The organism is Aeoliella mucimassa, assembly GCF_007748035.1.
Classification (GTDB): Bacteria; Planctomycetota; Planctomycetia; order Pirellulales; family Lacipirellulaceae; genus Aeoliella; species Aeoliella mucimassa.
In genome coordinates this window covers 2,348,147-2,361,925 of sequence record NZ_CP036278.1, presented here as the reverse complement: position 1 = coordinate 2,361,925, position 13,779 = coordinate 2,348,147, and the positions used below count along the sequence as shown (strand labels likewise).

14 protein-coding genes and 1 tRNA gene are annotated in these 13,779 nt (G+C 57.9%); 14 read left to right on the top strand and 1 reads right to left on the bottom strand.

Translation table 11 applies throughout. From position 1 onward, the window contains the following. Positions 1-177 precede the first annotated feature (177 nt). The 12 genes from Pan181_RS09505 (at position 178) to Pan181_RS09460 (ending at position 10,872) form a co-directional block, all read left to right on the top strand. Complete coding sequence (locus Pan181_RS09505) at positions 178-1,743, top strand: DnaB-like helicase N-terminal domain-containing protein (protein WP_145246596.1); 1,566 nt, start codon at positions 178-180, stop codon at positions 1,741-1,743. A 410-nt stretch (positions 1,744-2,153) separates the two neighbouring features. Further along, on the top strand, positions 2,154-2,513 hold the full coding sequence (locus Pan181_RS09500; protein WP_197529096.1) for a hypothetical protein: 360 nt from the start codon (positions 2,154-2,156) through the stop codon (positions 2,511-2,513). Between the two features lie 71 nt (positions 2,514-2,584). Then, positions 2,585-3,604, top strand: a complete 1,020-nt coding sequence (locus Pan181_RS09495) for a hypothetical protein (protein ID WP_197529095.1) — start codon at positions 2,585-2,587, stop codon at positions 3,602-3,604. Positions 3,605-3,675: 71 nt separating this feature from the next. Then, the gene (locus tag Pan181_RS09490; RefSeq protein ID WP_145246593.1) at positions 3,676-4,104 is read left to right on the top strand and encodes a hypothetical protein; all 429 of its coding nucleotides are present in this window, start codon (positions 3,676-3,678) and stop codon (positions 4,102-4,104) included. Between the two features lie 87 nt (positions 4,105-4,191). Further along, entirely contained in the window at positions 4,192-4,428 is a 237-nt protein-coding gene (locus Pan181_RS26020; protein ID WP_197529094.1) for a hypothetical protein, read from the top strand. Then, entirely contained in the window at positions 4,416-5,639 is a 1,224-nt protein-coding gene (locus Pan181_RS09485; protein ID WP_145246592.1) for a coiled-coil domain-containing protein, read from the top strand. Before Pan181_RS26020 ends, Pan181_RS09485 begins: the two co-directional genes overlap by 13 nt. Before the next feature lie 36 nt (positions 5,640-5,675). After that, positions 5,676-6,113 (top strand): hypothetical protein, encoded by a 438-nt coding sequence (locus tag Pan181_RS09480; protein ID WP_145246591.1) that lies wholly within the window; start codon positions 5,676-5,678, stop codon positions 6,111-6,113. Positions 6,114-6,216: 103 nt separating this feature from the next. Beyond that, positions 6,217-6,378, top strand: coding sequence for a hypothetical protein (locus Pan181_RS26015; protein WP_197529093.1), 162 nt, complete (start codon positions 6,217-6,219; stop codon positions 6,376-6,378). Between the two features lie 256 nt (positions 6,379-6,634). Beyond that, positions 6,635-6,898: a hypothetical protein gene (locus tag Pan181_RS09475; protein WP_145246590.1), complete on the top strand. Its 264-nt coding sequence runs from the start codon at positions 6,635-6,637 to the stop codon at positions 6,896-6,898. A gap of 807 nt (positions 6,899-7,705) precedes the next feature. After that, the gene (locus Pan181_RS09470) at positions 7,706-8,275 is read left to right on the top strand and encodes a hypothetical protein (RefSeq protein WP_145246589.1); all 570 of its coding nucleotides are present in this window, start codon (positions 7,706-7,708) and stop codon (positions 8,273-8,275) included. Then, positions 8,272-9,570, top strand: coding sequence for a tyrosine-type recombinase/integrase (locus tag Pan181_RS09465; protein WP_145246588.1), 1,299 nt, complete (start codon positions 8,272-8,274; stop codon positions 9,568-9,570). The genes Pan181_RS09470 and Pan181_RS09465 overlap by 4 nt, the downstream gene beginning before the upstream one ends. A 156-nt stretch (positions 9,571-9,726) precedes the next feature. Beyond that, positions 9,727-10,872, top strand: a complete 1,146-nt coding sequence (locus tag Pan181_RS09460; protein ID WP_145246587.1) for a tyrosine-type recombinase/integrase — start codon at positions 9,727-9,729, stop codon at positions 10,870-10,872. A 162-nt stretch (positions 10,873-11,034) separates the two neighbouring features. Here the strand turns inward: Pan181_RS09460 and Pan181_RS09455 are convergent. After that, positions 11,035-11,107, bottom strand: a tRNA-Glu gene (locus Pan181_RS09455). Positions 11,108-11,336: 229 nt separating this feature from the next. On the opposite strand from Pan181_RS09455, the gene Pan181_RS09450 reads away from it, so the two are divergent. Further along, positions 11,337-11,651: a polyhydroxyalkanoic acid system family protein gene (locus Pan181_RS09450; RefSeq protein WP_145246586.1), complete on the top strand. Its 315-nt coding sequence runs from the start codon at positions 11,337-11,339 to the stop codon at positions 11,649-11,651. Positions 11,652-11,890: 239 nt separating this feature from the next. After that, positions 11,891-13,666, top strand: coding sequence for an SLC13 family permease (locus Pan181_RS09445; RefSeq protein WP_145246585.1), 1,776 nt, complete (start codon positions 11,891-11,893; stop codon positions 13,664-13,666). Positions 13,667-13,779: the final 113 nt, after the last annotated feature.

Here is a 13,779-nt window from a genome sequence, read left to right as displayed (position 1 = left end):
CACGCGAAGAAACGCGAGCCATAACAGCAGATTCCCCCAACCGGTTGGCGAAATCGAGCTAGCAATACTGGAGACGCGACTTGCGATCGAAGGGGAAACCGACATCGATGCGGCCGCCCAACTGCTGAGTGGCCTCTACGCGATGTATCGCCAGAGGTTGGCAGATAGGGGAGCGGTATGATTTCGGTCTCGGAACAACCTGCACACGCGATCCCGCTGGCTACCGACGCAACGGAATGCGTACTAGGTAGCATGCTGCTGGACGCGCGGTGTATCCCGAAGGTGCTCCGGGTGTTGTCCGCACACTGTATCGTAGAGCCAGAGCACGCCGAGCTATTCCGAGCGATTGAGCGTCGCCACCGAATGGGGCAACCGATCGATCCGGTGCTACTTCTGAGAGACCTCCAAGACTCTGAGTTTCGCCATGGGCTTGGTGCGTTCATGGCATCGATCGCCGAAAAGGTGCCTACCACTGCTCACGCCGAGCATTACGCTCTGATCGTTGCTGAGGCAGCACGGAAGCGAAACATCTACGACGCAGCGAGCGTGGCAAGGCAGCACGCCCTAAACGGCAAATCGAGCCGAGAGATCCTCTGTGAACTCCATGCGTTCGCAGACGATGCTCTTCGCGAAGCAGACCCCGCGGTCAGCGAACTGGAATCGTTTCCGCTCTCGGAGTTCCTCAAGATAGAGAGTAAGCAGGATTTCCTCATTGATCGCTGCATTACCGCCGGTCAGGGAGGGGTGCAATCGGCCCGATCGAAGAGCCTCAAAACGACATTGGCCATAGCTGAGGTGTTTGCACTGGCGACCGGTACCCCATTCATGGGCGAGTACGAAGTGAAGCGAGAGTGCAGCACCGGAATCATCACGGCGGAGTCAGGTATCTCGACGGCTCAAGAGACCTTCCGACGCATTGCCAAGGCTTCCGACGCGACGAATCTCGAGGAATTGAGAAACTTCAACCTGCAGGTTTCCACCAAGATACCGCATTTGGTGGACCAAGCCGGGAGAGATCAACTTGAGCGGTTCATCGATCGATTCTCCCTGGAATGCCTGTTTGTCGACCCGACCTACAAGGCATTCGCGGGGGTCGATGATTTCAAGCTTTCGAGGATGGCCGAGGTGCTATTCCCAATTAGTGAGATCATCGACCGCACCGGTTGTTCGATCGTATTCGTTCATCATCACCGTAAGACACCGCAGCGCGAGGGCGAGCATTACACCGAACCAACGATGGAAGACATCGGCGGTACCGGCTGGCAACAGTGGGCTCGGTTTTTCATCATGCTCAACCGTCGCCGCGAATGGAACCCCGAGACCGGCCAGCACTGGCTGTGGTTCAAGACCGAGGGCTCTGCCGGATTTGGCACTCGCCGTTGGCTCGATGTGTGTGAGGGCCGCAGAGACGATCCAGGCGGCCGCACCTGGCAGGTTGAACTCAGAGACCCGGCCGAGGGTGAACAGGCCGAACGAGAGGAAGCTGCAGCACGCACCGAAAGCCTGCAGATGGAAAGCGACCGCCGCAAGGTCTGCGAAGCACTCGCCCCGCATCCTGAAGGACTCACCAAATCCAAAACTCAAGAACTGTCAAAGGTATCTCGCCGCAGGTGGCAAGCGGTTTTGGAAACGATGCTCGACTTGGGTGAGCTTGAGCTATGCGAGGTTGCCATCAGCAACCAGAAAACACCCCGCGAAGGCATTCGCCTGGTGATTGATTCAATGGATACCGAGGCACCCTAAATGACCCAGCTTAAACCACTCCGTACAACACTTAAGCCCGTACCGAATGGCGTGCGGAATGGTGGTCCAACCATCACTCCGTACACGCCCCCTTTAGGGGGCGGTGTGCGTGGTGGTGGTGGTCCCTCCCGTGGAAGCCATGCTGACCACTCCGTACGCGTACACAGTGGTCAGCGATCGAACCCGTTTCAAAAGCAGAAGCAATCAAGGCTCCAGCGAATGGGGCTCGCGGTACTCGACCAAGAGATTCACACCATGGGTGGCTTGCATCGAATGCCATCGCTGGCAGATCGGTGCGAGCGACGACTGCAGGCCGAAGAAACCGGCGTCGACTTCGAGCGTGCCCGAGTCGAAGCGATAGAGGCCAATCGCAGGGGCGAAGCAACATGTCCTTTCTGAGTAACATTTCCATGATCCAGCAAAGTGATACACTGACCGATACGCAGGTTGCCCTTTCCTCCAACACTGGGGGGAGGGGGGGCGATCCTTCCATCCTGGACCTGTCGAAGCTCAAAGACCTGCGATTGCTCAAAAAGGCCATCCTTGAGAACTGGCCGATCGCCCCAGCCGACCGCCCGGCGATCGTCGCGGCCGTAGGACTCATTGCCAACGATCCTGCATCGAGCGAACGCAAGGCTCGCACGGCCACCGAGATTTTGCTTCTCATGGTCAAGCGGAATCAAGAGTTAGATCGCGAGATTGCTTTGCTGCTGTCGCAAACTGCCACTGAATGTGCAACGAAAGCACCCCACCAACCACAACGGGTCTAGAAACGCGGGCACTCTTTCAAACTGTTCGCGTCCAGTAAGGACTATTCAACCCCCATCGGAGAGCGAATCCCATGATCGCAACACGCACCCGACTGAGAGAGATCGCAAAGGCCACTACAGCCCCCAAGGTCGACGAAGCGGCCGGTATGCTTTATGCCGCGAAACTATTAGGCGAGCACTCAAAAAACGGCAGGCGTTATCCACGCCGAACGCGCGAGGGCGCTGTAGGCATGTATGCAGGCAAAAAAATCTACCTTGACCACGCCGGTGTAGCGAGCGGCGAACGATCCTATGACCGATGGGTCGGAACAATTACGAGGGCGTACAATCGCGCAGATGGCATCTACGGCGATGTGAAGCTCCGAAAGAAATCGCCGCACTACGAAAGCATCATCGAAGCTGCTACCGACTTCAGCAATCAGTTTGGATTCTCTCACGTGGCCGACGGAAGCACCCGCTTCGAAGACGGCATCGAAGTGGTCGAATCAATCTCGGACGTTTTCTCCGTCGACATCGTGACCGACCCGGCCCACGGCGGCGGCTTGTTCGAAAGCCTTTGCGAAATGGAAGGCGCGGCCATGAACGACCCAGGAACGCGAACCGATCCGCAAAGCTCCGCAGACCAAGAGATCATCGACGAAGTGGTGAAGCTCGCAAAGGAACTCGAGCCAACGTTGGTAAAGTTGGTTACCAAAGTCCACGAAACGGGCGACTCGGTATCGCTGTCCGACGAGATTGGCCAAGTGCAGGAAATCGCTCGCATGGCCAGTGAATGGCTCCAGCAAGACACCCGGAACTTCGACGCGAAAAGCGTCGAGCGAGAGATCAATCTCATCGTGGACGGAATCGCTGAGCTGCTGAGAAATCCACTAGTCGACGGAGCACCCGAATCGATCGGCAGCATGATGAGCGCTTTAGTGGATGCACTGGACGGAGCTGCCGAGGCTCGCACGATCGTCACCACGGAGAGCATTAGCAGGCTCACGCCAGCGGGCCTTGCCGAGATCCTCACTGGCCGCCGAGAGCGACTACCCGACGCACCCAACGTGTGCGGCCTCGATGCTGACTCATCGAGCTACGCGCGGTGGTAACAATCAATTCACGGTTGCAAGTGCGTTTGCTTGCGGCCACCATGAAAACTGCCAACTACAGGAGTTTGAAAATGGCAGCCAAAACTGAGACCCCAACCGCGACTCTGCCCAACCCCGAGTATAAGTTTGCACCAACCGATGTTGATGCTCACACAGCCGACCTTCAGCGACGTGCTGCGGAGCGCGAGAAGAAACAGCAGGTACTCGAAGATTGCTTGGACCCCGAAGTCGCCGCGAGACACGAGCTAAAAAAGCAGCGATTTCGGTGGCGGGTGGCTGGCACGCTGCGCCGGGCCGTTGGCTCCGGTCGCTTCAGTGCAGAAGAAAAGGTAACAGTGGTCGTCGCCGAAAATGAAGACCAGGCGTGGGCACAAAGTTGCGATGTTTGGGGGGTATGGCCTTCCAGAAAACATGGCATGCGAGACCTGACGATCACGAAGATCGGCGAAGCCGAGACCGGTGAAAAAACGAAGATGCCCCGAAAGCTCACTTACAGCTAGATCAGACTCCGGGACGGTCGGGCGGCTGCTTAAAACTAGGTCAAGTAGTCGCCCGGCCACCCGGATTCGCAACAACCGAGAAACCCCGTGGCAGACCATCCAATTAAAATTTTGCTGAAGCAAGCCAGCGTGATGCGAAACGGAGCCCAGGTGCATCGAGAGTGCCGAGAGCGACTATTGCGAACTCCGCACCCCGAAGCTCTGGATCGTTCGACCTTGATGCTCATGCGTTCATCGCTGCTCAGCCTCCACCAGCAAGACGCCGAGGTCTATGACTCTCTGGCTGACCTATTCGAGGAGATCGCGAAATCATGGCCGACGTAATTCGCAACGTAATTGTCAAAGTAAAGCTGGAGCAGATCAAAGCTGACCTGCAGGCTCCCGACATGGGACCTGTGAAGCGTGAGATTGAATCGGTCAAGAACGAAGTGAAGCAAGCCACCGAATCGACAAAAGCGCTTAGCAAGGAAATCTCTTCCGCAAGCTCGGAGTCGCAAGGTTCCTTGCTGACGCTTCGCGAAGAATCCAACCGTCTTGGTGAAGGGCTCTCCAAGCTCGCATCGGCCGGCGGTCTCTATGCCGTGGCGATGGACGATGCACTTCCGCCGTCGATCCGGCTGTTCTCCACGCTGCGGGGCGGTGTTGAGCAAATCAGCGGCATGACGACCCTATTTCAACAAGCGGGTGGTGTGCTGGCGGGACCGTGGGGAATCGCAATCGCTGGTGCCACAACGGCAGTAAGCATTGCCGCTACCACCTGGCATTCGTGGCAGCAAGAAATCACAGACGCTACCAAAGACCTGCGACTCCAGAACGACGAGCTAGATAAGTTCTTTGAGTACCGCGAGATCCTGCAGAGTGAGCGAAACGCGAATCGAGGCATTACCCGCGAACGTCTTAGCCTGGCTCAGGAGCGAGGTGACAGCGGCGAGGTGAGCAAGATTCGCGCTGAACTGCTTTCGGAGTTGGAAGCCGAAATCCAGAAGACGGTCAGCACCCAAAAGACTATCGGTGCAGCGAGAGACCGCGGAGACATTGGCGAGCTGACAGGTGCCGAGCGATACCTTGAGAACTTCCAAAGGCGGAAGGACATCCTACAAGAGCAAATCGGCATTCGTCGCGACGAGTTTCGTGTCGACCAAAAGGCGATCGACGAGCAACAGGCGGTGGTCGAAGCGCAGCAAGCCCAGATTGTCGGCCTGCAAGAACGGCTGAAGAAAGAGAAGGCCAATCTGCTGTATGGCTCAGACACCGACTACAACACACAGGTCGACATCGTCAAATCGCTCGAAACTCGCATTCAAGAACTCGACCCGGAAGGGACACGCCAAAAGCTCGAGGAGCTGCGACAAAGAGAAGCCGAACTGCAAGACTCGCAAAACAGAACTCTCGACCTTCTGCTAGACCGACTGGAGACCGTGAACAGCAGAATCGTAACGCAACAGCAGCGGATTCTGAAGCTCGAAGGCAAATCGGAAGACGTTGAAAACGCTGCACTGAGCAATCAATTCACACGGGGCGGCAGCATCTTCTAAGCCGACACCAACGCGACACGACAGGAGTGAAGTACCATGAACGAAAATCAAATCAAGTTCCTAGCCGCCTACCGGGAGTGCGGGATCGTCAGTGAAGCGGCAAAGATCGCCGACGTGCACGTGTCGACGCACTACCGCTGGCTCTCGAATGACGAAGACTATGCCCAGCAATTCCAACAGGCCCAGGCCGAAGCGGCCAACGTGCTCGAAGAGGAAGCCCGCCGGCGAGCTGTGGAGGGTGTGCGGCGGTACAAGTTCAACCGCAATGGCGCTCCGATCCTGCACCCCGAGACCGGCGAGCCCTACTACGAACACGCCTACTCCGATTCCCTACTGATTGTCCTGCTGAAGGCGAACAACCCCACGAAGTTCGGCGACAAGATCGAACAAACGCACAAGGGCGACCAGAAAGCACCGGTGCACGTCTACCTGCCCGACAACGGGAGAGGTCGCGCCAACCTGGTCGAGGGGTAGCGAGTGCCACGCATTCTGCAACGAATGCTAGCCAGCCTACTGCAGTGGTAAGGAAACCCCGTCGATCCCGTGGCCTGTTCGAACCCTATGGAGACTATTCGAAGTGAAATCGACACCCGACCCAAGCCCCGAGGAAATCGCCCAGTTGTGCGAAGAGATTCGCGCCACCTGGTCGGAAGCGGAAACCTATCGGCGGTTGGTCGTGAAGCCTACCCCGTGGCACGTTCCGACCGCTGGAGAGCTTGAGGAGGCAGCTACCGCCTAGCGGGTGGCCTGATCTTTGACAATTCAATCTAGGGCGAGAGCCCGACCACTCGGGACAGTGCGTAAGCGGCCGCCGGGTGGAGAAATATACCGCTGTGCTTTTTGCGGTATCTCCCATTGCGGAGTACCAGATTTGCCAAGGGCAGCTAACACCATCCCAACGTGCGATGGTCGCGGCTCGCGCCCGTGACATGTACGACAAGGCGGCGAAGGAACGGCAGGGGTAACGCACCGATAAACATGATGGAAAACTTTCTATGAAGTCGACTGCCCGCGATGCCGCCGGAAAGTCAGTTGGCGTACGCGGCAAGTCGCATGGCTTGGACAAGAAAGCCAAACAGCGGAAGAAACGCAAGCCAAAATCTGTGCGTGCAACGGTGCGCGAACAAAGCAAGCGTTCTGATGTTGAAGCCGCATGTCAATTCGGCGTAGGCGGTCGCTCGCCCGACTTCGCCAACTCTGCACGCGATACTGCAAGCTTTCGCGACCCTAGATGGAAAACACCGGTGAATCAAAGGTGAGTTCGAACCTGCTAACGGTTATTCGAGCGTTGAATGCCGTCTTGAAGGCATCATGCGTTTGATGGACAATAACGCACTGATGCACAAAAAAACCCTGCTGGGGGTGGCATCCCCAACAGGGCAAATCGAAATTGCCGACAAAGACAATGTCAGTACCCACTAGTGTAACAAATCGAGGCGAGAAGCAACACCCCACCGGGCAGTTGCGTAAGCGGTCGTGGTTGCATTATCTCGGGGCAGGCGTTGCTCACCAGAACGCGCCCGATACAGCGCGGCGAGTAGTGGCATGGAAGCCGACCAAAGCGGGACTCACACCCCCGAACGCGAAGAGATTCGTAACCAGCAAAAGTACCGGGCACTGCCAGCCTGCAACCCGGTCGGGGCACATCGGATCGACTTCACGGCTCTTTATCTGGTTCGAGTCGGATTTTTTCGACCAATTTTGCAGGAAATCTTTTTAACTCTCGGGAGTTGATGAGATTTTTCGCGACGCCGAGCGGGAGCTAGACCCTAGTGCCCCAAAGATGGCCGTGGTACGCGCTGAGCAAAGCACGAACACAGGTTGACACGATTCAGCGAAAAGGCGTACCATACGGACGCTAAACCCGTTAGGTGGCATCTGATACCACCCAACACAAGAGGAATTGGAATGCTAAACTCTATTGGAAAATCAGAGAGCATGCGCGTATTGGTGTGGGGACTCCGTAAGGACCCCGGGCGGCTTCCAATCCGCCTAGCAACGCCAGTACGCGCATGCTCTTTCTTTTTGGACCTGCCGATTCTCGGTAGTCCAAGAAAGGGCTTTCTATGTACCCGATCACCAAGGCGTTGCTGGGCAAGAGTGGCGAGCAGCATCTACTCGTTGCTGAGTGGCAGAACACCCACGGGCGTTGTCGCGAATGGACCTCTACTATTCACGATGTGCTATTGCCGCACCGGAGCTATCACGTTTTCGACCGCTACAACGCGATCGTTTACAAGCTCGAACCAGGCTTCGACACTCACGACTTGCATTGGCGTGATGCAATCATGCTGGGAAGACCCGTCGAGCTGGCGACCGACTTCACGCCTCCGATGGCAGGCGATTTCGTAAACCCCATGGATGAGCGGTTCCCGAGCGGTGCGTTGATCGTAGCAGCGCTTTACTGCGGGATGTTCATCGCCGAGGAAACGATTGACGACAAAGACTACCGCGGCGAGGACCGCTATTACCTACTCGGTGCCGACTTGGTTCCGATGACGGTTGAGGACCGACCGCACTATGTGACGCTCGGTGATGCGATGGCGGCTGCGGTGAAGCTGGAGAAAGAGAGGGACCGTTTTCACTTCATGGTCTCCGACTTTGCATCTGTCGAAAAGCAAGGGGGTGCGGTATGAATCAGGAGCTAGCAAACTGGACCATCGAGCGATACCTAAACGAATCGTTTATCCCTTCCCGGGAGGATGATTGGGGTAACGCTGTCAGCACCTCCAAGGAATATCGCGTCGCGGTTTCATCGCTCGACAGGTTCGCGGGGCACAGCGTTACCATGGGCGAGGTTACCGAAGCAATCCTGGCCGAGTTCGGCGAGTGGCTTATCGACAATGGTTCCTCTGCCGAGACCGCTCACTCATACTGCAAGCGGGTGCGAGCCATCGCAAGGGAGGTGAATCCGACCGAGTTCGCTTTGCTGTTCAACACTCGCAGAGCGGTCGATCTACTCGATAAGAAAGAGCAGGAAAACGACGCTCGCGCAGGTGAAGTGCAACAAGCTGGTATCACCCTTTTGACGCCGATTGCCGATGCGAGATGCCTATACCATGCGGTGAAGCAACACCGCACGAACACCCGAAGCCGCTACAATGGGGCGTTCAATCATTGGGCTCGGCTGATAGGTGGCGAAATGGTCGGCAGTCTGACAGACGCCAATTTCGCCAAGTACGTCGAGGCTCGTCAGAACGAAAAGGCTGTTGCCGATACCATCCGCGGCGAGTTAAACAAGATACTTGCGTTCGCTCGCTGGTGTGTTGTGAGGACCACCCTGCCCGAGCCTGAATGTAAATCGCCATCGAGGACACGAAAGGCACCGAAGGCTTGGAGCAAGCAGGAGGTGCGGAAGCTGTTCGACGAAGCACGCCGCACGAATCGCAAAGTCTACGGAATGCCCGGCTCGGTGTTCTGGCCGGCGTTGCTGCACACATCGTGGGACACGGCGGAACGAATCGGAGCCTTGCTCCAGCTGACACGCGACGACATCGACCTGCACGAAAGATTTGTCCGCATAAGCCACCGGAAGGGAGGCGGCAGGGAGTTAGTAAAGAAGCTCTCACCGGAGTCGTGTAAGGCGTTGGGGCTCCTGTTCCGCACCATGCCTGGCAGCGACAAGGTTTTCATGTATGGCGACCCCAGCACGCTATGGAAAGCATACGGGAGAATCCTGGAGGACGCCGGGCTACCGTCAGGCCGCGACTCCAAGTTCCACCGGCTGCGGAAGACTCACGCCACTTGGTTGCATCGTGCTGGTGGCGACGCGACCGAAAGCTTGGGGCATTCGTCCGACGAAGTAACAAGAGCAAGCTACATCGATCCTCGGTACTCTCAAGAGAAACGAGCCGACCAATTGCTATTTAAGCCGGAGCGTACCAGCATTGCAGCGGGACTGGCTGGTGTGCTGGCGTGGTTCGGAAAGTGAGTAGTTCCGCCTCGTCGCGGTTCCGTCCGCGGCGGGGCTCTTTGCCAAAAAGGCAGCCACAGGATGCCCCAGGATCGCACGGAAGCGGTTGACCCGACCCCTGAGACCTGTTGAATATCGCGGCCTGAGAATGCCGCACAATCGAAAGGCACCACTATGGCTAGTTTGATTAAGACCACGTCGAAGAGGACCGGCAAACCCCGCTACTCGGTTCAAGTGAACATCGGGGAGCGGAACCGGCCGACGTTTCCACTTGGACAACTGACCAAGAAGCAAGCCGAGGCCGCCAAGGGGCACATCGAAAACCTGCTATCTACCAAGCGATCGGGGAGCATCCTCGACGGACCTACTGCCGACTGGCTTGCTCGAATCGATAACTCGCTGCGGGACCGGTTGGCCAAGTACGAACTCTGTGCGCCCAGGGTTGCCACCAAGCCCCAGACCGCGGTGCCCAAACTGGGGGCCTTCATTGATGGCTACATTTCGAAGCGATCGGAAGAACTGAAACCGCGGACAATCATCAACTTGAAAGTGGCTCGCGGGCATCTGGTCGAGTTCTTTTCCGTTGACCGCGACCTAGATAGCATCACGCCGGGCGATGCGGACGACTTCCGGCGAAGCTTGATCGCGAAAGGCTTGGAGGAAAACACGGTACGCAGAACGTGCGGACGAGCGAAGCAATTCTTTCGCGACGCGGTTCGGCGACGAGTGATTGACGAAAGCCCATTTGCCGACATGAAGGCAACAAGCGTAACCGCCAATCGCAAGCGTGATTACTTCGTCACGAGCGAAGAGGCGGACGCCATGCTCGAAGCATGCCCCGACACGCAGTGGAAGCTCATCATCGCCCTGAGCCGGTACGGCGGGCTGCGCTGCCCGTCGGAGCATCTGGCCCTAACTTGGGGCGATGTGGATTGGAAACGCAAGAGAATCCGCGTCAGGAGCCCCAAGACCGCCCACCACGATGGCCACGAAGAGCGGATTATGCCACTGTTTCCGCAGCTGCAGCCTTACCTTGAGGCAGCTTGGCAAGAGTTGATCGATTCCGAGGACTTTACCCCCGAAGCTCAGCCAACCAGCGAGCTGCCGGTAATTACCCGCTACCGAGATTCCAATTCCAACCTGCGAACTCAGTTGCTACGAATCATCAAGAGAGCCGGGCTAGTAGCTTGGCCGAAGCTTTTTCAGAACATGCGGGCAACCAGAGCCACCGAACTTGCCAAAGAGCATCCCGGGCACGTGGCCGCTACCTGGCTGGGGCACAGCACCAAGGTCGCCGACAAGCACACTATTGGCAGGTGACCGATGAGGACTTCAAGCGAGCCACCAGCAGTGAGCCGGAAAACGTTGCAGAATCGTTGCGGAACACACCGGAGATAGCGGAAGTGACCGGAAGCAACGACAGCCAAAGCATAAAAAAACCCCGGGAATCGCGTGAATCCCGAGGTGTACAAGCTTACAGAGTACCCCGTAGGGGAGTCGAACCCCTGTCGCCGCCGTGAGAGGGCGGTGTCCTAGGCCACTAGACGAACGGGGCGGGACACTGCTGGTGGGCGAATCGCGTGCGATTTCGGCCCGCCACAGGAAGTTCCCATTATCTGCGCTTGGGCCATCTCTTCAAGGGGTCTATTTTCCCGCCGCGGCTCGAACTGCCTGGGCGGTTTCGCACCGATCCATTATGTTAAATGGTTTGGGCCTCCCCCCTACCCTGACGTGCGGGGCCTTTGCCCCGACGCATCCGCCCGACCGCTTGGAGACGCTTCGTAATGCCCCAGTTTAACGTTTCGGTGCCTCACTACACGACCAAAGAGGAAGCCTCGACTAAGATCCGCTATCTGCTCGAGGGGATCAGTGCGAAGTACTCCGACAAGATCAAGAACCTCGAACAAACCTTCGACGGCGATCGCATGCAGTTTTCGTTCAAGACCCTCGGCATGAACGTGACCGGCGAGGGGCTCGTGGACGACGAATATGTGACGGTAAAAGGCAACATTCCGATCGCCGCGATGATGTTTAAGGGGCAAATTGAATCGACTATCAAAGACTCGCTGGTCAGACTTCTAAAGCCCCCCAAGGCGTAGTTTGCCTGCCAGCAGTCCCCTCCTCGGGGGAAAGCGACCGCAGTCGCGAACCTGCTCCGCTGCGAAGGGTCCTTCTAACTTCGGCCGATCCCGGATAGTCAGCCTGCGCGCCGATTGCCAAAATAGTCGTTAGCTCGGTGTTTCCGTCATGACTTGGGTCATAGGGTATCACCGGGCTGCGCGGGGCGATTTGCCCGTGCTATCGGATTTTAGAGGACCACGTTCGTAGGCATGACGCGATGGGGTTGGATGCTTGGATCACGGTTGCCGTTGTGCTGGCGATGTTCGTGGCGTTGCTACGTAACCTCGCCCCGCCCGATTTGCTGTTCGTCATGGGCGCGGCCATCCTGGCGCTCACGGGGGTGATCACTACCAAAGAGGCGGTCGCCGGCTTCTCGAACACCGGCATGCTGACCGTGGGCTTCCTGTTTGTTGTTGCCGCGGGGCTGCGTGAAACCGGGGTGCTCAACCATGTCGGCATGCGGTTGTTGGGGTCGTCGTCCGACGATCGGAGCGTGCTCAAGCGACTCGCAGCGGTCGTGATTCCTTCGTCGGCATTTCTGAACAACACGCCGATCGTGGCCATGCTCATGCCGGTGGTGGTCGACTGGTGTCGCCAACGTCGGGTGAGTCCCTCGAAGCTGCTCATTCCGCTCTCGTACCTCGCCATCCTCGGTGGCACCTGCACGCTCATCGGTACCTCGACCAACTTGGTGGTGCATGGTTTGATGCTCCAGCATGGGTTGCCAGGCATGGGGCTGTTCGAACTGGGAGCGGTGGGGCTACCGTACGCGGTGGTCGGAGTCATCTATATGCTCACCATCGGGCGGCGACTGCTGCCCGAACGCACCGAACTGCTCGAGCAGCTTGGCAACTCCCGCCGCGAGTATGTTGTCGAGATGCTCGTGCAACCTGGCAGCAAGTTGTTGGGCAAGACCGTCGAGTCGGCAGGGCTGCGTAATCTGCATGGGCTGTACTTGATCGAAATCGAACGCACCGGCGATTTGCTCTCGCCGGCCAGCCCCGACGAGGTGTTGCAGGCGAGCGACCGCTTGGTGTTTGCAGGCATCATCTCGAGCGTCGTGGAACTGCAGAAGATTCCCGGGCTGGTGCCGATGGCCGATGGACTCTCGGGCGATACCGCTCGCGAGCAGTCGCACCGACGCCTGGCCGAAGTTGTAGTGTCTGATAGTTCGCGGCTCGTAGGGCGGACGATTCGCGAGGCCGATTTTCGCGCTGCCTACGGAGCGGTGGTGGTGGCCGCGCATCGCGGAGGGAGCCGCATCGAAAGCAAGCTGGGCGATATTCGTTTGCAGGCGGGCGATACGCTGCTGCTACAAACTCCTCCCCACTTTGCGCGGGCGTACCGCAACGATCCAGCGTTTTATCTGGTAAGCGATGTCGACGATTACCGCCCGTTCCGCAGCCATCGCGCGTGGATAGCCGGCATCCTACTCTGCCTGCTGATCGTGCTGATGGCCACCGGCATCGTCGACACCCTGATTGCGGCCGCGTTGGTTGCCGTGGCGATGGTGCTCACCGGATGCATCTCGGCCAGCGAAGCTCGCAGCAGCATTGAATGGCAGGTGCTCGTTACCATTGCCTCGGCGTTTGCCGTGGGTATCGCGCTGGAGAACTCGGGGGTCGCCGGACAGGTGGCGAGCGGTCTCGTCGAGGCGACCCGGGGCTTCGGGCCGATCGCGGCCTTGTTGTGCATCTACTTGCTCGCGTCGATTCTCACCGAACTGATTACCAACAACGCGATTGCCATTTTGCTGTTTCCCATCTGTCTTGAAACTGCCGCGCTGCTCGAAGTCGATTCGCGGCCATTCCTCATGGCCCTTGCGTTGGCCGCCTCGGCCAGTTTTATGACTCCGATTGGCTACCAGACCAATCTCATGGTCTACGGGCCGGGCGGTTATCGCTTCGGCGACTACCTGCGCGTGGGTGCCCCGCTCAACCTGCTACTAGCCGGCGTCGCCGCTTTGCTGATTCCCTGGGCTTGGCATTTCTGAGTGCGTGGAACGTTTGCGAATAGACGACGCACGGGCCAGTCGGTGAACTGCATGCACTTTAGGTATTCCAGAGTAGTGTTTTGTCCTGGGTGCCAATGGGCTGCGCCAGTGTT